Genomic DNA, 20,242 nt, shown 5'->3' with positions numbered 1-20,242 from the left:
GCCAGAGATGGAATTGGCGCATCCTTGCTTGGCTTTGAAATTTTCGTCCGCTGGACCAGTTAGCACAAGTCCATTCAATTCGGCTGGCTGGTAGGACCAGATCTGCGGATATATGGACAAATGACGTTTGGTAACCGTCCGGGCGTTGCGTCCTAAACATTCTGGCTAGACCACAGTGAGAAAAATGGTGCAGATTTGATCGCGAGCCGGCGGATCGAGTGCGAAACAGCACCGATCCCGAGCAATTCAGGGAGAGAGTGATGAACATTGCGCCGGGCAAGAGTGCCGTCAGCAATATCCCATTCGACCAGGCGAGGGTCGACCGGCTTATGGAGGAGGCCGGCATCGACGTGCTGCTTGCGACCTCCAAGCACAACACGCAGTATCTGTTGGGCGGCTACAAGTTCATCTTCTTCGCCGCCATGGATGCGATCGGCCACAGCCGCTACCTGCCAATCGTCGTCTACGAGAAGGGCGGGCCGGACCATGCGGCCTATATCGGCAACCGCATGGAGGGCGGCGAGCACCAGAACCATCCGTTCTGGACGCCGACGCTGCATGCCGCCTGCTGGGGCACGCTCGATGCCGCCAATCTCGCGGTCGAGCATGTCAGGAAGATCGGCAAGGACGGTGCCCGCATCGGCATCGAACCCGGTTTCCTGCCATCGGACGCCTATGCGCTGATCCGCAAGGCGCTGCCGGACGCCCAGCTGATCGATGCGACCGACATGCTGGAGCGCATGCGCGCCATCAAGACTGACGCCGAGCTCGAAAAGCTGCGCACCGCCTCCGAATTGATCACGGATTCCATGCTGGCGACCATCGCCTGGGCGCACGAGGGCACGACAAAGAGCGAGATCATCGAGCAGCTCCGGCGCGAGGAGACCAATCGCGGCGCGCATTTCGAATATTGCCTGCTAACGCTGGGCTCCAGCCACAACCGCGCTTCGTCAAGCCAGGCGTGGAAGAACGGCGAGGTGCTGTCGATCGATTCCGGCGGTAATTATCACGGCTATATAGGCGACCTCTGCAGGATGGGCATTCTGGGCGAACCGGACGCGGAGCTGGAAGATCTGCTGGCCGAGGTCGAGGCCGTGCAACAGGCGGCCTTCTCGAAGGTGAGGGCAGGTGTGCTGGGCGGCGACATGATTGCTCACGCCGAGGGTGTGCTGAAGACATCCAAGGTCGCGCCCTACACGGATTTCTTCGCCCACGGCATGGGCCTGATCACGCATGAGGCGCCGTTCCTGATGACCAACCATCCGGTGACTTATGAAGGCACTTATGCCGCCAAGCCGCTGGAGAAAAACATGGTGCTGTCGGTGGAGACCACCATGCTTCACCCGACGCGCGGCTTCATCAAGCTGGAGGATACGGTGGCGGTGACGGATGCTGGTTATGTGATGTTCGGTGATCGGGGCAGGGGCTGGAACAAGGGTGGTACGGCCTGATTGGATTGAGGTGCGCTGCCCCTCATCCGGCTGCCGCCACCTTCTCCCGTATAGGGGCTGGCAGAAGGGAGCTGTCGCAACCTCCGCGCTCGTCCTGCACCGTTGAAAATTGACGAAAGCATCGGTGTAGCGTCCTTCTCACCGTCACTTTACGGGGAGAAATGTCCGGCAGGACAATGAGGGGCGGCGCCGCCCCGAGCAGATCATCACTGTCCCGCCGGGATCAGCCTGAAATCCGGCAATTCACGCAACACAAGCTCCGGTCCCGCCGGCGCATAAACCACGAAGAGCTGCATAGGCCCGTCACCAGTGTTGAGCGTCGAGTGGAATCGGCTTTCCGGCACATAGATGGTGCAGCCGGGGCCGACATTCTCGACCACCGGATTGCCCTTCTCGTCCTCGACCATCTGTTCGCCATGGCCCGAGATGACGAAGATGATTTCCTCGGCGCCCGGATGGTTATGGCGGGTATGGCCCTTGCCCGAGGGCAGGTCGACGACGCCGCCGGAAAAGCGGGTCGCGCCATTCACTTCGGGCGCAACGGTCAGGGACAATTTCCCCCAGTCGAAACCGAAGGCGCTGACGTCCTTCGGGTAGACAAACACCTTGCTCTTGTCGGCCATCTCTCATCATCCCTTCTTTTTCTTGGCGGTCTTCTCGCCGCCGAGCGCCTTGAAATCCGCTGTCTGCCTGGCGATCGCGGCTTCCGCGGGCAGCCGTTCCATCGAGCTCGCGCCATAAAAGCCGTGCAGGCCTTTGGCATGGGAGAGGATGTAGCGCGCATCGTCGGGCATTGAGATTGGGCCGCCATGGCAAAGCAGGATGACGTCCTTGCGTACCGAGCGCGCGGCCTCGGCAATGGCGTCGATGGCAACGACGCAGTCGTCGAGCGACTTGGCCGAGGTGGCGCCGATCGAGCCGCCAGTCGTCACACCCATATGGGCAACGACGATGTCGGCTCCGGCCTTGGCCATGGCGCGGGCTTCTTCGGGGGTGAAGACATAGGGCGTGGTCAAGAGATCGAGCTTGTGCGCCTCGGCGATCATGTCGACCTCGAGGCCGAAGCCCATGCCGGTCTCCTCGAAGCTCTGCCGCATGGTGCCGTCGAAGAGACCGATGGTCGGGAAATTCTGCACGCCGGAAAAGCCCATCGTCTTCAGTTCCGCCAGCAGCAGCGGCATGATGACGAAGGGATCGGTGCCGTTGACGCCGGCCAGCACGGGCGTGCGTCTGACCACGGGCAAGACCTCATAGGCCATCTCCTTGACGATCTCGTTGGCATTGCCATAGGCGAGCAGGCCCGCGGCCGAGCCACGTCCGGCCATGCGGTAGCGGCCGGAATTATAGATGATGATGAGGTCGATGCCGCCGGCTTCCTCTGCCTTGGCCGACAGGCCGGTGCCGGCACCGCCGCCGACGATCGGCACGCCCTTGTCGATCATTCCCCGGAATTTCTTCAATATGTCCTTGCGCGGTATGGCTGGCATGTTTGGGCTCACTGTCTGGCGATATCGAGAAAGGCAGCGACCGCGGCCCTGGCGAATTCGGGATCGTTGATGTGCAGCGGCAGGCGAGTGACGCGGCGCTTCGCAGCCGGCCTGATGGTGCGCTCGATGGCGTCGAACAGGACGGCATCGGCTTCCGGATCGAAGAAGGCGCCGCCTTCGATATCGAGTGCGGAGACGCCTTTTTCCGGGATCAGGAAATGCACTGGACCTTCGCAATGGGCGAGCCTTGTACCAATCCATTCGCCGATCGCGCGGCATTCCTGTGCGGTCGTGCGCATCAGGGTGACGTTCGGGTTGTGCTCATAGAACAGCCGGCCGCGATAGCGCTCCGGAATGGTCGAAGGCGCCCAGAAGTTGACCATGTCGAGCGCGCCCACCGAACCGACATAGGGCAGTCCGGTGCGGGCGATGGCACCGAAACGATCCTGCGTCGCCGGCAGCACGCCATTGAACAGCAGGTCGCAGACCTCCGTTGTGGTGATGTCGATGACACCCGACAGCAGGCCGCTGTCGGCCAATTTCTCCATGCTGCGGCCGCCGGTGCCGGTGGCATGGAAGACCATGCAGTCGTAGATGTCGCGCAATTGATCGGCGATTGCGGTCACGCAAGGCGTGGTGACGCCGAACATGGTGAGGCCGATCGATGCTTTGCCGTCCGCTGCCGTCGCCGGATTGCCTGCCATGCCCGCTATCGCCTGGGCGGCGTTGTGCAGGACGACACGAGACAGCTGGTTGAGGCCAGCCATGTCCGTCACCGATGGCATCATGATGATGTCGGATACGTCCACATAGGGAGCGGTGTCGCCCGAAGCGAGCGTCGAGACCATGATCTTGGGCAGGCCGAGCGGCAGCGCGCGCATGCCCGCGGTGATGATCGAGGTGCCGCCACCACCGCCAATGCCGACCACACCTGATATGTCGGTGCACGACTGGACAAAACGCGTGAATGCCCCAGCCATCGCCGCAACCGATCTGCCGCGGTCGTTGATGCCGAGCACCGCACCGCGGCCATCGGGGTGACAGGCGGCGACCTCCTCAGCCGAGACGTCGACCGGCACGGTCGCGCCTCGCGTGCCGATATCGACACGGCAAACGACGACGCCCGTGGCTGCGATCGCATCTGCGAGGAAGCCGAGTTCCTCGCCCTTGGTATCGGCCGTGCCCACCACATAGACGCGCTTCATCTGCGCCCCCCTGTGCTGGCTGGCCCAAAGGTGGTGATGCTCAGCAGATGAAAGCTTTGTGCGCCATAAAGCGTCAACATAGCCACTCCAGGATAGGGGCTGCCATTGCAATTTTCTGAGACGCGCGTATCGTATTGGTATGAGTGTCTCACGTCAACAACCCGCAACGAACGAAGACACCGGTGAGAGAGCCGAACGCGGACCCCGCGCGCGTACGAAACGGCTGATGCTGGAGACGGCGACAAGGCTGATGCAGGCGGGGGCGACGCCCTCGGTCAGCGAGGTGGCGGAGGCGGCCGAGGTTTCCCGCGCCACCGCCTATCGCTATTTCCCGAGCCAGGCAGCCTTGGTGCAGGCGGTCGTCGACGAGGGACTCGGGCCGATCCTCACCTGGAAATCCACCGCCGCCGACGCCGAGCGCCGGGTCGCAGAACTGTTCGATACGGCCATGCCGCGCATCGAGGCCTTCGAGGCGACATTCAAGGCAGCGTTGAAGCTGTCGCTCGATCAATGGGCGCGACGCCAGGCGGGTACGCTGGGCGGCGAGCCTGCCTTCACGCGCGGCCATCGCGTCGAATTGCTGAAAGAGGCGCTCGCGCCGCTCAAGGGCCGCTTGCCGCCGCGCGACTTCAAGCGGCTGGCGCAGGCGCTGTCGCTCATCTTCGGCGTGGAGGTGCTGATCGTGCTCAAGGATATATGGGGGCTGGACAGCCCCCGGACGATGTCGGTCGCGCAATGGGCGGCGAGTGCGTTGGTGCGCGCGGCGATCGCGGAGTCGGCCACCGATACGCTTGGGATGACGCTGGCGACGACATAGGAATAGCGCTAATCTGGTTCTACCAGATTAGCGCGTCGACCACTGACAATACCAGCCATGTAAAAGTCCGCACGAGGCCAAAGCATATCAATGAGTAGGAAAATACAGAGAAAACAGTTGGATAAGTCTGAAATTCGACGGCTTTGGCAGGCATCGTTGCGCAAGAAAGGGCTTGACGGGCATTCATAATTGGTAATACCAGATTTGGAAAGAAAAGCGGATCGAAAGTGAGGGCTGCGACCCATTTCCGGACAGAGCGAGGAGGCTCCGAATTTCGGAAAGCGCGACCACCGGAGGAACTACCAGGGCCAGCTCCGTCGCCGGCTCGCAAGACAAGGTAGAATACGCACAAGGGAGGAAATCATTATGCGCAAGTTAGTGACCAGCGTGCTTGCTGGTATCGGCTTAACGCTTGCCTGCGGAACATCCGTCTACGCGCAGGAAAAGTCGCTCACCATCTTCTGGGCGGAGTGGGATCCGGCCAATTACCTGCAGGAACTCGGCAACGAGTACGAGAAGGAAACCGGCGTCAAGATCACGGTGGAGACTACGCCCTGGTCCGACTTCCAGACCAAGGCCTTCACCGAGTTTAACGCCCATGGCGACGCCTATGACCTAGTCGTTGGCGACTCGCAGTGGCTCGGCGCCGGCTCCACCGGCGGCCACTATGTCGACCTGACCGACTTTTTCAAGAAGCATGATCTTGGCAACGTCATGGCACCGGCGACGGTGAAATACTATGCCGAGTATCCCGGCAACAGCGGCAAATACTGGGCGATCCCGCTCGAGGGCGATGCCGTCGGCTGGTCCTATCGCAAGGACTGGTTCGAGGATCCGAAGGAGAAGGAAGCCTTCAAGGCCAAGTACGGCTACGACCTCGACGTGCCGAAGGACTTCAAGGCGCTGCGCGACATCGCCGAGTTCTTCCACCGGCCGGATCAGAAGAGATACGGCATCGCCATCTACACCGACAATTCCTACGACGCGATGGCGATGGGCTTCGAGAACGCGCTGTTCTCCTATGGCGGTGAGTTGGGCGACTACACGACCTACAAGGTCGATGGTCACATCAACTCCGACAAGGCGGTGGCCGCGCTCGATGCCTATAAGGAACTCTACAAGTTCACGCCTCCGGGTTGGGCCAAATCGTTCTTCGTCGAGGACAACCAGGCAATCACGGAAAACCTGGCCGCGATGAGCATGAACTTCTTCGCGTTCTTCCCGTCGCTGATCAACGAAGCGTCGAACCCGAATGCCAAGAACACCGGCTTCTTCGCCAACCCTCCCGGTCCCAATGGCGACCAGTTCGCCGCGCTCGGCGGGCAAGGTATCTCCGTCATCTCGTACTCGCAGAAGCAGGAAGAGGCGATGAAGTTCCTCGAATGGTTCATCAAGGACGAGACCCAGAAGAAGTGGGCGGCCCTTGGCGGCTATACCTGCAGCCAGGCAGTGCTCAAGTCGCCTGAGTTCCAGAACGCCACGCCCTACAACAAGGCCTTCTACGAGACCATGTTCAAGGTGAAGGACTTCTGGGCGGTGCCGGAATATGCCGAACTGCTGCAGCAGCTGAACCAGCGCGTCTATCCCTACATAATCGGCGGCAGTGGCACCGCCAAGGAAACGCTGGACGCCTTGGCTGGAGACTGGAACGCGACCTTCAAGAAATACGGCCGCGGCCAATAATCATTCATGTCCCGCGGAGGGGGCGGTGTCGCCTCCTCCGTTTCTTTTTCTTGAACCGGGAGCAGGGTCTTGGCGACCACGATGATCACCACCCTCGACAGATCCTCGCGTGCCGCGGCGCGCGGCCTGAGCGATATTTCCATCCGCAATCTCTTCATCATCCCGACGGTTCTGTTCCTGATCGTCTTCAACATTTTCCCGCTGATCTACTCGCTTGGCTATTCCTTCACCGACTTCCGCGCGTCGACCAACGCGCCGGCGAATTTCGTCGGGCTGCAGAACTATCGCGACCTGCTCAACGACCCCTATGTCTGGTCGAACTTCGCCATCACGGCGAAATACGTGATTGTCTCGGTCGTCGGACAGTTGCTCGTCGGCTTCGGCGTGGCAATGCTGCTCAACCGGGATATTCCGCTCAAGGGTCTTATCACCACACTGCTGCTGCTGCCGATGATGCTGTCGATGGCGGTCGTCGGGCTGTTCTGGAAATTGCTTTACGACCCGTCATGGGGGGTCATCAACTATGCGCTCGGGCTCGGCAATTTCGAGTGGCTGGCCGACCCCAAGATGGCGCTTTACGCCGTCGCGCTGACCGACATCTGGATGTGGTCACCCTTCGTCATGCTGCTGTCGTTGGCCGGCCTGTCGGCGGTGCCGAAGCATCTCTACGAAGCCGCCGCGATCGACCGCGCCGGGCCGTTCTACACCTTCTTCCGTATCACGCTGCCGCTGGTCGCGCCGATCCTGATGATCGCGGTCATTTTCCGCACCATGGAAGCGTTCAAGACCTTCGACCTTGCCTACATCCTGACCAGCCAGCCGACGGCCGAGCTGATCTCGATCCGGCTCTACAAGATGGCGTTCCAGGAATGGCAGACCGGGCGCTCCTGCGCGATGGCCTACATCGTGCTGATCATGGTGCTGGCGATCACCAACATCTATGTCAAATACCTCAACAAGGTGAAGGAGCGCTGAGATGGCCGCCGTCCGCACTTCTTCCGAAATCACCTTCAACCGCGTCGCCATCGTCGCCGTGCTGCTGGTGACGATAATATTCCTGGCGCCGATCTACTGGATCGCATCAACGGCGTTCAAGCCGCGCAATCTTGCCACGACCATTCCGCCGACCGTCGTCTTTCAGCCGGAGATATCGCCCTTCGTGAAGCTGTTCACCAAGCGATCTCAATTGCGCAGTCCGCCGTCGCCGGAAGAGTACGCGGCGGCCCCATGGTGGGAGCGCGTCGTCTTCGACGGTGGCGAAAAGATCGTGCGCGACGGCAAGGGCCAGGTGCAGTGGTCCGGCTATCCGAGCCGCTTTCTGAACTCGCTGATCATCGCCATCACATCGACGGTGCTGGCGGTCGGCATGGGCACGTTCACCGCCTATGGGTTCTCGCGCTTCAAGGTGAAGGGAGAGGCGGACCTGCTCTTCTTCATCCTGTCGACACGCATGTTGCCACCCGTGGTGGTGGCGATCCCGATGTTCCTGATGTACCGCGCGGTCGGCCTCAACGATACCCACATCGGGCTGATCATCCTCTACACCGCCTTCAACCTGTCCTTCTCGGTGTGGCTGATGAAGGGTTTCATGGATGAAATCCCGAAGGAATATGAGGAGGCGGCACTGGTCGATGGTTACACCCGCATGGAAGCCTTCTTCAAGATCGTGCTGCCGGAGGCCGCCACCGGCATCGCGGCCACCGCCGTCTTCTGCTTCATCACGGCGTGGAACGAATATGCCTTCGCCCTGATCATGACCAACCGCCGCGCCCAGACCGCACCGCCGTTCATTCCCAGCCAGGTCGGCTCCGGCCTGCCGGACTGGACGGTGATCGCCGCCGGAACCTTCCTGTTCCTGCTGCCGGTCGCCATCTTCACCTTCCTGCTCCGCAATCATCTCTTGCGCGGCATGTCCTTCGGAGCAATCCGCAAATGAGCTTTCGCGCCATCAATCAGAAATATCTGGAACCGGGTTCGCAAATACTCATGGTGCTCGGCATCGTGGCCCTCTGCCAGCCCTGGAACATGCTGCTGCACGCCTATGGCCTGACCATCATCCTGATCGGGCTGATCGGCTTCAACATCACCTCGAAGATCGCACCCGAGGAACAGGCCGGCACCGGCCATGGCGCGGATGCGCGAAATCCGGGAGCACAGCATTGACCCAGATCGAGCTTCGCGGCGTCCAGAAATTCTTCGGTGCCGTCCAGGTCATCAAGGACCTCAACCTCAAGATCGCGGACAATGAGTTCATCGTGCTGCTCGGCCAGTCCGGCTGCGGCAAGACGACGACGTTGCGCGCCATCGCCGGGCTGGAAACCATCGATGAGGGGGATATCCTCATCGATGGCAAACCGGTCCAGCATTTGAAGGCGGCCGACCGCGATATCGCCATGGTGTTCCAGTCGTTTTCGCTCTACCCGCATATGAGCGTCTACGAGAACATCGCCTTTCCACTCCGCGCCACGCGCAAGAGCAAAAGCGAGATCGACCAGGAAGTACGTTCGGTCGCCAAAACGCTGCAAATCTTGGACCTGTTGGCCAAGAAACCGTCGGCGCTCTCAGGCGGCGACATGCAGCGCGTCGCCATCGGCCGGGCGCTGGTGCGGCGGCCGAAGGCGATGCTGATGGATGAGCCGATCGGTGCGCTTGACGCCAAGCTGCGCGAGGAGATGCGGGCCGAGATCAAGCGGCTGCACATCAAGCAGGGCTCGACCACCATCTATGTCACGCACGATCAGATCGAGGCGATGAGCCTGGCGGACCGCATCGTCATCATGCATGAGGGGGTGCTGCAGCAGGTGGGAACGCCCGACGAGGTCTATTCGCGTCCGGCCAACCTGTTCGTGGCCCAGTTCGTCGGCAGCCCGGTGATGAACGTCGCCGACGCGGCGGTCGCCGAGACGGCGTCTTCCGTTTCGGTCTCGGTCGGTGGAGCGGCTTCCGGCTTCGAGTTTCCCCGCACATTGCTGTCGAAGCTCAATGGCCATGCCAGTGGCAGCCTGGCGCTCGGCATTCGGCCCGAAGGGGTGCTCATTCGCCGTGACGCGGCCGATGGCTTCATGGCCGTCGAGACGCAGATCGTCGAACCGCTCGGCTCCTTCGACATCGTCGACCTCAAGGTCGGCTCCAAGATGCTGCGTGCCCGCACCAAGAGTGGCTACATTTCAGGTCCCGGCGAAAAGGTCTTTGCCAGGATCGATCCGACGCAGGCGCATTTCTTCGACAAGTCAAGCGGCAAGTCGCTTGAGGTGAGGCTCTGATGGCCCATATCCAGCTCAAGAACATCTCCAAGACTTTCGGCAACCACACGGCCTTGACCGGGCTCGACCTCGACATCGCCGATGGCGAATTCTTTGTCCTGCTCGGCGAAACGGGCGCCGGCAAGACGACGACGCTGCGTCTGATCGCCGGCTTAGAGAAGCCGAGCGAGGGGCAGGTCTTCATCGACGGGGTCGACGTTGCCGACTGGGGCGCGGCCGAGCGCGACGTGGCGCTGGTGCTGCAGCAATACTCGCTTTATCCGCGTTACACGGTGCGCGAGAATCTCGAATTTCCGCTGAAGCCGAAGATCCGCCGTCTGCCGGACGCCGAGATCAAGGACCGCGTCGACCGCGCCGCCCGCACGCTGCGGATCGAGCATCTGCTCGACCGCAAGACCGACCGGCTATCCGGCGGCGAGATGCAGCGCGTCTCCATCGGCCGCGCCATCGTGCGCAAGCCGCGCGTGTTCCTGATGGACGAGCCGCTGTCGGCGCTCGACGCCAAATTGCGCGAGGCGCTGCGCACCGAGTTGAAGAACCTGCAGATACAGCTCGGCGCTACCTTCCTGTTCGTCACCCACGACCAGATCGAGGCGATGTCGATGGGCGACAAAGTCGGCGTGCTCAACCACGGCCGCATCATCCAGACCGGCACGCCGCACGAGATCTACAACAATCCGCGCGACACCTATGTAGCGAGCTTCGTCGGCTCGCCGCCGATGAACCTGATCGACGGCAGGTTGGTGAACGGCCGGGCGGTGATGGCGCCGTTGAATTTCGAACTGCCTTTTGCGGGGGCGGCTAAAATCTTTGCGGGGGCTGGGGCGAGTGGGGCGACCGACGGTCGCCCGCTCGTCTTCGGCATCCGTCCGGAGGATGTCTATCTGGAAAGCGGCGCACCGGTCGAGGCGCGTGTCCACGACGTCGAGAACCATGGCGTGGAAAAGATCCTGACGCTGCGGGTCGGCGATACGACACTGCGCGCCACGGTGCCGGCCAGGACCGACGTCGCGATCGAGCAACCGGTGCGCTTTGCATGGAACCCCGACAAGGTGGTGCTGTTCGATAAGGGCAGTGGGGTCAGCCTGCGGCACGCGTCATAAGCGCGGCTATTTTGGCAGATAGGTTTCGTATGGCGTGTCGTTGATCAACAGGATCACGCATTCCGTCTCCGACAGGCAGGCGTCGTCATGCATCTCGTTGGCCTTTTGCGTCCAGTAGGAACCAGGTGGCAGTTCGACCTTGGTCGCCTCACCGCCTTCCATCTGCCAGTGCGCCCATAGACCCTGGATGACTACGGCGCGATAGTCGGCGGTGTGCGCGTGAACAGGAGCGCGCCAGTTGCCCGGGACTTTCAGCAAGGTGCCGGCAGGCCCCTTGGCCCTTTCGCCCCACAGTGGTCCCAGGCGCTGCGGCTGGTCCGGCGCCTCGGCGACGTAAGGGATCTTGCCTGCCGGCAGATAGCTATCCTCGAGGGCAAAGGCGCGTCCGGGAATGACCGACAGGACACCAAGCGCCAGCAGTGCGAAATGATTGGCCATGGGATTTCCTCCACGGACCAGATTATCCGCCGGAAGCCGGCCGGCAATGACGCTGTGTCCAAAAGACCTGGCAATTCCTCCAGCCGGGAAGGATTGGAGCGATTTTCGTTGCCTGACGTCAGGACGGGTCGTCGCCGGCACCAATGTGGCGCAGATGGCTCGGCGCCACGCCCATCACCCGCTTGAAGGCGCGGCTGAAGGATGCTTCCGAATCATAACCCAGTTTCGCCGCCGCCACCGATACCCTCATGCCATCGCGGGCCAACCATTGCCTGGCTTGGTGCATGCGCACGCGCAGCACATATTTGGCCGGCGTCTCTCCGACCACTGTGGCGAAGCGCTGGGCAAAGGCGGAGCGCGAGGCTCCCATCATCCGCGCCAGCGCCTCGACGCTCCAATCGCGATCCGGCTGCAGGTGGATGGCTGCCAGCACTTTGCCGACGTCGGGATTGCGGACGGCGGCGATCCAGCCGGTGGCATCGCCACAGCCGTTCTCCACCCAGGAGCGGATGATCGTGGCGGCGAGCACATCGGCAAGGCGGGCAAGGATTCCGCCGGAGCCGACCCGGTCCATCGTCACCTCGCCGGCCATCGCGTCGAGCAGATGCTGAATACCCGGCGCGTTCGCCATCAACTTGTGCGCCTGCATCAGGTTTGGCATCATGTCGAGCAGCGGGTGCGAGCCGTCGAGATTGAAATGCATGCTGCCGCAAAACAGCAACGTCTTGGGCCCACCGCACTCGTTGGAGACGTCGTAGATGTTCTCGCACACCGGTTCGATCGTGTAGCGGCCGATCGGCACCGGGGGCACGCCGGGCGCGCTGGCCAGGACATGCGCGTCGCCGCGCGGGATCAGAAGCGCGTCGCCTACGGAGAGTTCGATCCACTCCCTGGCCGGCGAGAACAGCCAGCAACCCTGCTGGCCGATGAAATGAAACCGCGCTGCCTTCTGTGCGGGGAACGAAACGGCCCAGGGCTCGCCCAACACGCAGCGGCCATAGTCGACGCCGTCGAGCCGTAATCCGCGCAGCATGTCGGTCAGCGGATCACCAGAAGTCGGCAGCGTCATTTTGGACGAATTGTAATTCATTCTGGTGTTTCTAGCATGGAAACTCCAACTCGTCACTCCCATGTTGCGCTGCAGCCAAATGCTGCGCTGCAAACAAGCCGAAGACCGGCCGCATAGCCAAGTCATGGCGGCAAGGCGTGTAACGGTAGCCCGAGCTGGTTCGTTTCTATGTGGCGCTGCAAACATCGGAGACTGACCATGGCCGACCCCGCGACAGGCGCCATTGACGCCGCACTTCTGAACCCCGCAGAATCCGATGAACGAACCGAGCCCGCATGGGGCGCCGTGGTCTCGCTCGCCCTTGGCGTTTTCGGTCTGGTCACCGCCGAATTCCTGCCCGCCAGCCTTTTGACGCCGATGGCGCGCGATCTGGGCGTAAGCGAAGGCGTGGCAGGGCAGGCGGTGACGGCAACCGCCATCGTCGGCGCCATCGCCGCCCCCACCATGGCCATCATCACAAGGCGCATGGACCGCAGGCTGGTGATGTGGATGTTGACGATGTTCCTCATCCTGTCCAATCTTCTCGCCACCTTTGCCTCGTCGCTGTCCATGCTTCTGCTTGCCCGTGTCGTGCACGGCGTGGCCCTTGGCGGCTTCTGGGCAATGTCGGCGGCCATGGCGATGCGGCTGGTGCCGATGCGGCTGATGCCGCGCGCCATGTCGATCATCCTGACCGGCGTGTCGCTTGCCACCGTTGCCGCAGCTCCGGTCGGCGCCTATGTCGGCGACGTCTGGGGCTGGCGCACGGCCTTCATGATTGCGACGATCGTCGGGGCGCTGGCGCTGCTGGTGCAATTGGCCACCATTCCGAAGCTGCCGCCGATGGGGGTCGCGAGCCTCCGCACCTTGCTCGAGGTGCTGGAGCGGCCGTCGATCAGGGTTGCCCTGCTGGTGGTGCTGCTTGTCGCGTCCGGGCACTTTGCCGGCTTCACCTATGTCCGTCCCTTCCTTGAGAAGGTGCCGGTGCTCAACATCGAGACGATCTCCCTGGTGTTGCTGGCCTACGGCATAGGCGGTTTCTTCGGCAACATCGCCGGCGGCATCCTGGCCGAGCGCAACCTCAAGGCCGCGGTGGCCCTAGCGCCCCTGCTGATTGCATTGGCGGCCGCCTCGATGCTGATCCTTGGCACTTCGCCCATGGTCGCCGCCGCCGCCGTCGCGGGCTGGGGCTTTGCCTTCGGCGCGGTGCCGGTCGGGTTGCAGAGCTGGCTGGTGCGGGCAGCGCCGGACCAGGCTGAAAGCGCCGGCGGCCTGATGGTAGCGACCTTCCAGGTGGCGATTGCGATGGGCGCCGTCTTTGGGGGTCTGCTGGTCGACCATGCCGGCGTTGCCAGCGCCTTTGCCTATTGCGGCGCGGCGACGTTGCTGGCTGCCATCGTGGTATTCCTGCGCGGTCCGAAGCAGGCCGAATAGTCTCTCCCAACGGTCGTCCCTGGCAACGGCCCGAGAACCCTTACGGCTTCGGGCCGCCGTTATTTTGAGGCAGCGGTGAGCGAATAGCGGGCGATGGGGGATACTGGGAAGCTTAGACTGCCCGCCCGTCGAAGTCGAAGATTGACAAGGCGGACGGGTCGAGACCGATGACGCAATTGATGTTGACGTAAGCGCTGCGTTCACCGCCTTCGCTGGTGTCCTCGGCAAAAGGATGGATGCCGCAGGTTCGGCAGAAGCGGTGCGCTATTCTCGCCTCGCCGAATGTGTAGCGGCCAAGGTCATCGCCCCAGGCGACGAGGGTAAGCCTGTCACGTGGCACGGCCCATAGCAGCGCACCCTTGCGGGCGCAGATCGAGCAATTGCAGCGCACGACGCCCTCAAGCTCGCCATCCACCTCGAACGCAACCTTGCCGCAATGGCAGCTGCCTTTGTACAGCATCAGTATCTTCCTATCGCTGGCAGGTGCAAAGGCACGCTGGCCGGGTTATCCCTTCGGCAGGCTTAGCGGCTGGTTGCCCTAAGGACGTTTCTATCCTGGCGGAGTCCGACATCGACATGCAATCAATCCGCGACCGTCTCGAAAACATCCTGTCACGTCTTGCCTATCGCGCGGCCGACGAGAAGGCCTTCACGAAGCTCTATGCCGAAGCGGCGCGCGCTGCCGCTGATGCCAGCGACGCCCGCAAAAGAGTGGGCGTGACGCTCGGGCCGCTCGACGGCACCATTGTCTCGATCAAGGATTTGTTCGATGTCGCCGGCGAGCCGACCACGGCCGGTTCGCTGATGCGCAGGACCGCCGCGCCCGCTATGCGCGATGCCACCATCGTCGGCAGGCTGCGCCAGGCCGGCGCCGTCATTATCGGCAAGACCAACATGACCGAATTCGCCTTCACCGCGATCGGCGACAACATGCATTATGGCACGCCAGGCAATGCCGTTCATGCCAGCCGCATTCCAGGTGGTTCGTCCTCGGGCGCCGGGGTGTCTGTGGGCGAGGAGACGAGCGAAATCTCGATCGGATCCGACACCGGTGGTTCGATCCGTATTCCGGCGGCGCTCAATGGTGTCGTCGGTTTCAAGCCGACAGCGCGGCGCGTGCCGCTCTCCGGCGCCTTTCCGCTTTCGGGAACGTTGGACTCGGTCGGACCGCTCGCCCGAACCGTCCCGCAATGCGCCGCCGCCGACGCGGTGATGGCCGGCGAGGAGCCGAACGAGTTGGTGGCCATTCCACTCGCCGGGCTTCGCATCGGCATTCCGCGCGGCGTTCTCTTCGGCGACACGGAAGGCGAAATTGCCGCGGCCTTCGAGCATTGTCTTGGCAGGATCGAACAGGCTGGCGCACGCATTGCGGATCTGCCGATCGACGACATGATCGCGGATCTGCGCGCGGCCACCAAGCGCGGATCGATCGCGGCGATGGAGGGCGCGGAAGTGCATGCCGACTGGTTGGCGACAGGGGCATCGGTGCCGGTCGACCCGCATGTCAGCGGGCCGCTGTCGCGGGCGGCGATGCTGCCGGCGCCGGTCTATATCAGGGCGCTGCGCCGCCGTGCCGCGCTTACCGCCGCGATGGATGAGCGGCTGGCGTCGATCGATGTGCTGGCCCTACCAACCGTGCCGGTGACGGCGCCGACCATCGCTTCCCTGGCCGAGGATGCCGAACTGCGTGATCGTATCGAAGGACTGCTTTTGCGCAACACCCAGGTCGCCAACCAATTCGACCTCTGCGCAATCTCGTTGCCGATGCCAGGCATGAAGCTGCCTGCCGGACTGATGCTCGTGGCGCGCAATGGCCATGACAGTCGTCTGCTGAGTATCGCCGCGTCAGTGGAGGGGCTGCTGGGTGGTTGATCGGCAGTGAGCCGCAGTGGCGGATCAGCGCGATGAACAGTGACTGATCGGTTATCGCTTTGTCGGCCTGCGGCAATCCGCTGGTGTCGATCGACACACCCTTGATGATCGTGCCGGTGACGAGATCGAGCGCGCTGCTCGATGGACAGGGCGCCTTGAAGCAGCGCATCCCGTTGTCGCAATAGACATAGCTGCTCTCGGCCGCAGCGAGTGCCGGCAAGGTGCAGATGGAGGAAGTTGCGGCAATCAGAGATGCAAGGCGAAGACCGGGCATGGCCTCAACGTCGCGGAGAATTGGGGCGAAACCGCGATGCTATATCTGCGCCGGAAACCGTCGCCGGTAATGATCGACCACTTCCGGATTGCGCAGATTGACCGGCAGCTTGCCGGCCAGCACCAGCAAGACTTCGCTGGCCGCGCCGACGCCCATGCGCATCATCGATTCCTCGGTGATCCCCGCCATATGCGGGGTGATGACGACATTGTCGAAGCCGAAATAGGGATGATTTGGCGGCAGCGGCTGCGTCGTGAAAACGTCGAGCGCGGCGCCGCCGATGCGGCGCTCCCGCAAGGCCTCGATCAACGCGTCATCATCGACGACCGGCCCGCGCGACACGTTGATCAGCAGTGCGTTGGGCTTCATGCGGGCGATGCGTTCGCGGCTGATCAGGCCGCGGGTCTCCGGCGTCAGCGGGCAGCAGAGCACGATGATGTCGCTCTGCTCGACCAGCGCGTCGATCGACAGGAAGCCGACCTTTTCCGGCGCCGGCTGCATGCTGCGCGTCGTTGCCACCACTTTCAGGTCGAAGCCGTGCGCGGCGATATGGCCGACGGCCTGCCCGACGGCGCCGAGACCGACAATGCCGAGAGTCTTGCCGGCGAGTTCGATGTTGGAATTGGCATGCTCGCGGCCGGCAAGCCAGCCCTTGGCACGCAGGTCGCGGTCGACCCTGCGGAACTGCCGCAGCAGTGCAAGCGCGGTAAACATGACATGTTCGGCGACCGAGCGGGCATTGACCGCCGGCACGTTGGCCACGAGCACGCCGGCTGCCGCGGCCGCTTCCATCGGGATCATGTCGAGCCCGGCGCCATGGCGGATCGCGGCCCTCAGCTTCCAGGCTCCCTCGAACAATGCCGGCGGCAGTGGCGCCCGCACAATGACGATGTCGGCGTCCTTGGCCTCCCTGGTCAAGGTGGCGGCGTCGAGCGCGGAGGCAATGACGAGCTGACCGGCGCCGGCGAGCCTGGCCGTGGCGCGCGGATGCAGCGGATGGGTCGACAGGATCTTGGGCCTGGCCTGGGTCACGGTCAGGCCTTTTCGAGTGTCGCGCCCGCGGGCACAGCCGCCATACCGCCCTCGATCAGGCCCTTCCAATAGCTTTCCGCGCCTTGGAGGTGGGCGCTCATCAGCGCCTGGGCGAGATTGCCATCGCGGCGCAGCAGCGCCTCGTAGATCTGCACGTGCTCGGCATGCGAGCGCACGCTACGTTCGGGATCGTTGAAGTAGATCGGCAGGCGCTGCTCGCCCATCAGATAGTAGACGCTACAGATGTTGTGGAAGACGCTGTTCTTGGTGGCGCGCACGATCTCCAGATGAAATTCGCGGTCCTCCTTGGCCAGGCCTTCGCCCGCGGCGATGCGGTCTTCCGATGCCCTGAGGATTTCGCGCAGGCGCTCGAAATTCTCCTCGGTGGCGCGCGAGCAGGCAAGCTCGGCAGCCTTGATCTCATGGATCTTGCGTAACTCGACCGTTTCATAAATCTGCAAGGGATCGAGCGGCAGGCCGGCGCGCGCAAACAGTGCCAGCGCCTCGACGCTTGCCTGCTTGGTGTCGATGTAGATGCCCGATTTGGCGCGGCGCTCGACAATGCGCATGGCTTCGAGGATGGCGAGCGCTTCGCGGATCTGGCCACGGCTGACGCCGAAATGCTCCGCCAGCTCGCGTTCCGACGGCGTGCGGCCGCTCTCCTTGTCCGAATGGGAGAACAGATAGGCGGCGAGTTCGGCGAGAAGGTTCTTTTCTTTCATCGTCAATTGCGTTGCGCGTGCGCCTCCAGGAATCGCTCCGAAATGGTGAATCCCAATCCGGGCTTTTCCGGGATCGCTATCATGCCGTCCCTTGCTTCGACAGTCTCTTCGATCAGATCGTGGATCATCGGGTTGGCGCCGAGCGAATATTCGACCGTGAAACTCGAAGGCGAGGCGGCGCAGACATGCAGTCCGGCGAAGAAGCATGGCGCACCGGCCCAAAGATGCGGCGCGAAGCGCAAATTGAAGGCGCTGGCGATGGTGCCGATCTTCATCGCCTCGCTGATGCCGCCGCAGAAGGCCGGGTCCGGCTGGAAGATGTCGGCGGCCTTGAGCATGGCGAGGTCGCGGAAGGCATAGCGCGTCGCCTCGCTCTCGCCGGTGGCGATCGGAACCGCGCCGGCGGTGCGCACTTCGGCCATGCCCGGCTTGTCGTCGGCGATCACAGGCTCCTCGAACCAGGCGAGATCGAGATCGCCGACGAGATAGATGAAGCGCTTGGCCTCCGCCACCGTATAGGTGCCGTGGGCATCGACCATCAGCTCGACGTCGGGGCCGAGCGCCTGGCGCGCAGCGCGCACGCGGGCGGCGGAAATGTGTGCCGCGCCATCCATGGCGCCCACCCGCATCTTCAGCGCCTTGAAGCCGCCCCTGGCGACGTAGGATCTCAATTGCTCGCCGATGGCATCGGCGGAGGCCCAGCCGCCGGAGGCATAGGCCTGCATGCGATCGGCCTTGCGGCCGCCGAGCAATCGCCAGACCGGCTGGCCCAGCGACTTGCCAAGGATGTCCCAGAGCGCGATGTCGACGGCGCTGATAGCGGCGATGCTCATGCCGCGCCGCGCCAGTTGCGGCATGGCGTGGCCGGCATGGGCGGCGCTCTCATGGCGTACGCCGTTGTAGAGCATCTCCCAGATGATGCCGATATCGGCCGGATCGCGGCCGATCAATTGCGGGCCGACCTCGTGGTTCAGCATGTGGACGAGAGCGCCGTAGCTGCCCGCGCTGCCAGCTGCGTTCTTGCCTTCGCCCCAGCCGACCAGCCCGTCACCGGTTTCGATGCGCAGAATGGCGGCGTCGAAGGTCGTCACCTGGCCGAAGTCGCTACGATGCTGCTTCGCGGCTTCGATCGGCACGCGGACCCACCAGGCCTGGACTGTCTTGATGCGCATTTTGTTCCCCTGCCCGCCGCCGGTAGGGCGGAAGGCAAATTCCAGGCGTCGACTACTTGATCAGCGGCAACAGCGTTTCGGCGGTGATGCGCATCTGGTCGGTGTAGAATTTCTCGGTGAGCACGCTGGAGCCGTGATCCTGGATGAACTTCAGCTGCTCGGGCGAGATATCGACCGGGTGGCGCTCGACCATTTCGGGATAGGGTGCTGCCGGCGTGCGGTCGACCGGGGCGACGAACTCATTGGTCAGCGCGCCGTCATAACCGACTTCCTTCAAGGTCGCGACGATCCTTGGCCAGTCGATCTGGCCGAGCCCGGCGGCGAAGCGATTGTTGTCGGCGACATGGAAGTCGAACAGGCGCTTTCCGACCTGCCGGATGGCGTCATGGACGTTAAATTCCTCCATGTGGATATGATAGGCGTCAAGGCAGACGCCGCATTCGGGGCTGACCGCATCGGCCAGCGCCAGCGCCTGGGCGCCGCGATTGAACAGATAGGTTTCGAAGCGGTTGAGCGGTTCGATAGCGATCTTGACGCCGACCTTCTTGGCGTGGGTGAAACATTCGCGGGTCGCATCGACGACCCACTTCCACTCCTCCTCCTCGGTGCCGTCCGGCACCACCTTGCCGACGGTTGCCGGAACCAGCGTGATGATCTCGCCGTCGAGTTCGCTGACCATCGTCAGCACGTCCTTGACGTATTGCACGGAGCGCTCACGCTGGCCCTGGTTCCTGGCGGCAAGGTTGCGTTCACCCAGCATCAAGGTGACCGCGCCCCAGCAGCGGATGCCATGCTCCTTCAGCAGCGCCCGTGTCTCCTTGGTCTTGTACTGCGCGGGCTCGCCGGAAATCTCGATCGACTCATAGCCGAATTTCTTGATGCGCTTGAGCGTCGTCTCAAGCGGTTCCGCGCGCATCCAGTTGTGCGTCGAAAGATGCATGGCTTGTCCTTCCCAGATTCGTCCGTATGGTTTGCCTGCGACATGCATCGCCGAAAGACGACGCAAGGGTTCCTCCCCAAGGCATCCCCAGACTTTCCTGCAAACTGGTTCGACCAATTGGGCCTGAAATTAGGTCTACAGCAAATTCCTCGAGACGGCAACAACTGTGGTGTCGCAACTTCCAGGATGGGTTAGTTTGTTGATTACATTGCGATATGTGCCATTATTTTGCGCGTCCGGAGCGCCTTTTCGGCGCATTCCGGGACTTGACCAAATTGCCTTATTTGGTCATACCAGAATG

Annotated in this window: 20 protein-coding genes; 10 read left to right on the top strand and 10 right to left on the bottom strand. The window is 62.8% G+C overall.

What is annotated here, in order from left to right; translation table 11 throughout:
• Positions 1-260: 260 nt before the first annotated feature.
• A complete protein-coding gene (locus tag FJ492_RS15470; RefSeq protein ID WP_140770738.1) occupies positions 261-1,451 on the top strand; it encodes a Xaa-Pro peptidase family protein in 1,191 nt (396 codons plus the stop codon).
• A 206-nt stretch (positions 1,452-1,657) separates the two neighbouring features.
• Here FJ492_RS15470 and FJ492_RS15465 read toward each other — a convergent pair whose 3' ends face one another.
• Genes FJ492_RS15465 through FJ492_RS15455 form a run of 3 tightly spaced genes read right to left on the bottom strand, consistent with a single transcriptional unit; the run spans position 1,658 to position 4,143 of the window.
• Complete coding sequence (locus FJ492_RS15465) at positions 1,658-2,074, bottom strand: cupin domain-containing protein (protein WP_140770736.1); 417 nt, start codon at positions 2,072-2,074, stop codon at positions 1,658-1,660.
• A gap of 6 nt (positions 2,075-2,080) precedes the next feature.
• Positions 2,081-2,938, bottom strand: coding sequence for a phosphoenolpyruvate hydrolase family protein (locus FJ492_RS15460; protein ID WP_027144632.1), 858 nt, complete (start codon positions 2,936-2,938; stop codon positions 2,081-2,083).
• An 8-nt stretch (positions 2,939-2,946) separates the two neighbouring features.
• A complete protein-coding gene (locus FJ492_RS15455; protein WP_140770734.1) occupies positions 2,947-4,143 on the bottom strand; it encodes a Tm-1-like ATP-binding domain-containing protein in 1,197 nt (398 codons plus the stop codon).
• A 139-nt stretch (positions 4,144-4,282) separates the two neighbouring features.
• Between FJ492_RS15455 and FJ492_RS15450 the strand changes: the two genes are divergently transcribed.
• The 7 genes from FJ492_RS15450 (at position 4,283) to FJ492_RS15420 (ending at position 11,009) form a co-directional block, all read left to right on the top strand.
• Positions 4,283-4,960 carry a TetR/AcrR family transcriptional regulator gene (locus tag FJ492_RS15450; RefSeq protein ID WP_140770732.1) on the top strand — a complete coding sequence of 226 codons (678 nt, stop codon included), beginning with the start codon at positions 4,283-4,285 and terminating at the stop codon, positions 4,958-4,960.
• A gap of 366 nt (positions 4,961-5,326) precedes the next feature.
• Positions 5,327-6,643, top strand: coding sequence for an ABC transporter substrate-binding protein (locus tag FJ492_RS15445; protein ID WP_027144635.1), 1,317 nt, complete (start codon positions 5,327-5,329; stop codon positions 6,641-6,643).
• A 69-nt stretch (positions 6,644-6,712) separates the two neighbouring features.
• Positions 6,713-7,618 (top strand): sugar ABC transporter permease, encoded by a 906-nt coding sequence (locus FJ492_RS15440; protein WP_015315632.1) that lies wholly within the window; start codon positions 6,713-6,715, stop codon positions 7,616-7,618.
• Position 7,619: 1 nt separating this feature from the next.
• Positions 7,620-8,579, top strand: a complete 960-nt coding sequence (locus tag FJ492_RS15435; RefSeq protein WP_027144637.1) for a carbohydrate ABC transporter permease — start codon at positions 7,620-7,622, stop codon at positions 8,577-8,579.
• A complete protein-coding gene (locus FJ492_RS15430) occupies positions 8,576-8,806 on the top strand; it encodes a hypothetical protein (protein WP_140503109.1) in 231 nt (76 codons plus the stop codon). Before FJ492_RS15435 ends, FJ492_RS15430 begins: the two co-directional genes overlap by 4 nt.
• Positions 8,803-9,906: an ABC transporter ATP-binding protein gene (locus FJ492_RS15425; RefSeq protein ID WP_140503107.1), complete on the top strand. Its 1,104-nt coding sequence runs from the start codon at positions 8,803-8,805 to the stop codon at positions 9,904-9,906. Before FJ492_RS15430 ends, FJ492_RS15425 begins: the two co-directional genes overlap by 4 nt.
• Positions 9,906-11,009, top strand: coding sequence for an ABC transporter ATP-binding protein (locus FJ492_RS15420; RefSeq protein WP_140503105.1), 1,104 nt, complete (start codon positions 9,906-9,908; stop codon positions 11,007-11,009). The genes FJ492_RS15425 and FJ492_RS15420 overlap by 1 nt, the downstream gene beginning before the upstream one ends.
• Before the next feature lie 6 nt (positions 11,010-11,015).
• On the opposite strand, the gene FJ492_RS15415 is transcribed toward FJ492_RS15420, so the two are convergent.
• Entirely contained in the window at positions 11,016-11,447 is a 432-nt protein-coding gene (locus tag FJ492_RS15415) for a DUF4437 domain-containing protein (RefSeq protein WP_140503104.1), read from the bottom strand.
• Positions 11,448-11,565: 118 nt separating this feature from the next.
• Complete coding sequence (locus tag FJ492_RS15410; protein ID WP_140503102.1) at positions 11,566-12,537, bottom strand: AraC family transcriptional regulator; 972 nt, start codon at positions 12,535-12,537, stop codon at positions 11,566-11,568.
• Between the two features lie 177 nt (positions 12,538-12,714).
• On the opposite strand from FJ492_RS15410, the gene FJ492_RS15405 reads away from it, so the two are divergent.
• Positions 12,715-13,929, top strand: a complete 1,215-nt coding sequence (locus FJ492_RS15405; protein WP_140770730.1) for an MFS transporter — start codon at positions 12,715-12,717, stop codon at positions 13,927-13,929.
• A 112-nt stretch (positions 13,930-14,041) separates the two neighbouring features.
• Here the strand turns inward: FJ492_RS15405 and FJ492_RS15400 are convergent, their stop codons facing one another.
• The gene (locus tag FJ492_RS15400; protein ID WP_140770728.1) at positions 14,042-14,389 is read right to left on the bottom strand and encodes a GFA family protein; all 348 of its coding nucleotides are present in this window, start codon (positions 14,387-14,389) and stop codon (positions 14,042-14,044) included.
• Positions 14,390-14,505: 116 nt separating this feature from the next.
• Here FJ492_RS15400 and FJ492_RS15395 point away from each other — a divergent pair, with 116 nt between their 5' ends.
• Positions 14,506-15,801, top strand: a complete 1,296-nt coding sequence (locus FJ492_RS15395) for an amidase (RefSeq protein WP_140770726.1) — start codon at positions 14,506-14,508, stop codon at positions 15,799-15,801.
• Between the two features lie 313 nt (positions 15,802-16,114).
• Here the strand turns inward: FJ492_RS15395 and FJ492_RS15385 are convergent, their stop codons facing one another.
• From FJ492_RS15385 to FJ492_RS15370, 4 genes are read right to left on the bottom strand one after another with little or no spacing between them, the layout of a single operon-like run.
• Entirely contained in the window at positions 16,115-17,107 is a 993-nt protein-coding gene (locus tag FJ492_RS15385) for a hydroxyacid dehydrogenase (RefSeq protein WP_140770724.1), read from the bottom strand.
• A 2-nt stretch (positions 17,108-17,109) separates the two neighbouring features.
• Positions 17,110-17,829, bottom strand: a complete 720-nt coding sequence (locus FJ492_RS15380) for a FadR/GntR family transcriptional regulator (RefSeq protein ID WP_140503093.1) — start codon at positions 17,827-17,829, stop codon at positions 17,110-17,112.
• A gap of 2 nt (positions 17,830-17,831) precedes the next feature.
• Entirely contained in the window at positions 17,832-19,001 is a 1,170-nt protein-coding gene (locus FJ492_RS15375; RefSeq protein WP_140770722.1) for a mandelate racemase/muconate lactonizing enzyme family protein, read from the bottom strand.
• 52 nt (positions 19,002-19,053) lie between these two features.
• Positions 19,054-19,941, bottom strand: a complete 888-nt coding sequence (locus tag FJ492_RS15370; protein ID WP_140503089.1) for a sugar phosphate isomerase/epimerase — start codon at positions 19,939-19,941, stop codon at positions 19,054-19,056.
• Positions 19,942-20,242 lie beyond the last annotated feature (301 nt).

The sequence above is a fragment of the Mesorhizobium sp. B2-5-4 genome (assembly GCF_006441095.1).
Classification (GTDB): domain Bacteria; phylum Pseudomonadota; class Alphaproteobacteria; order Rhizobiales; family Rhizobiaceae; genus Mesorhizobium; species Mesorhizobium salmacidum.
This window is presented reverse-complemented; position numbering and strand designations above follow the sequence as displayed.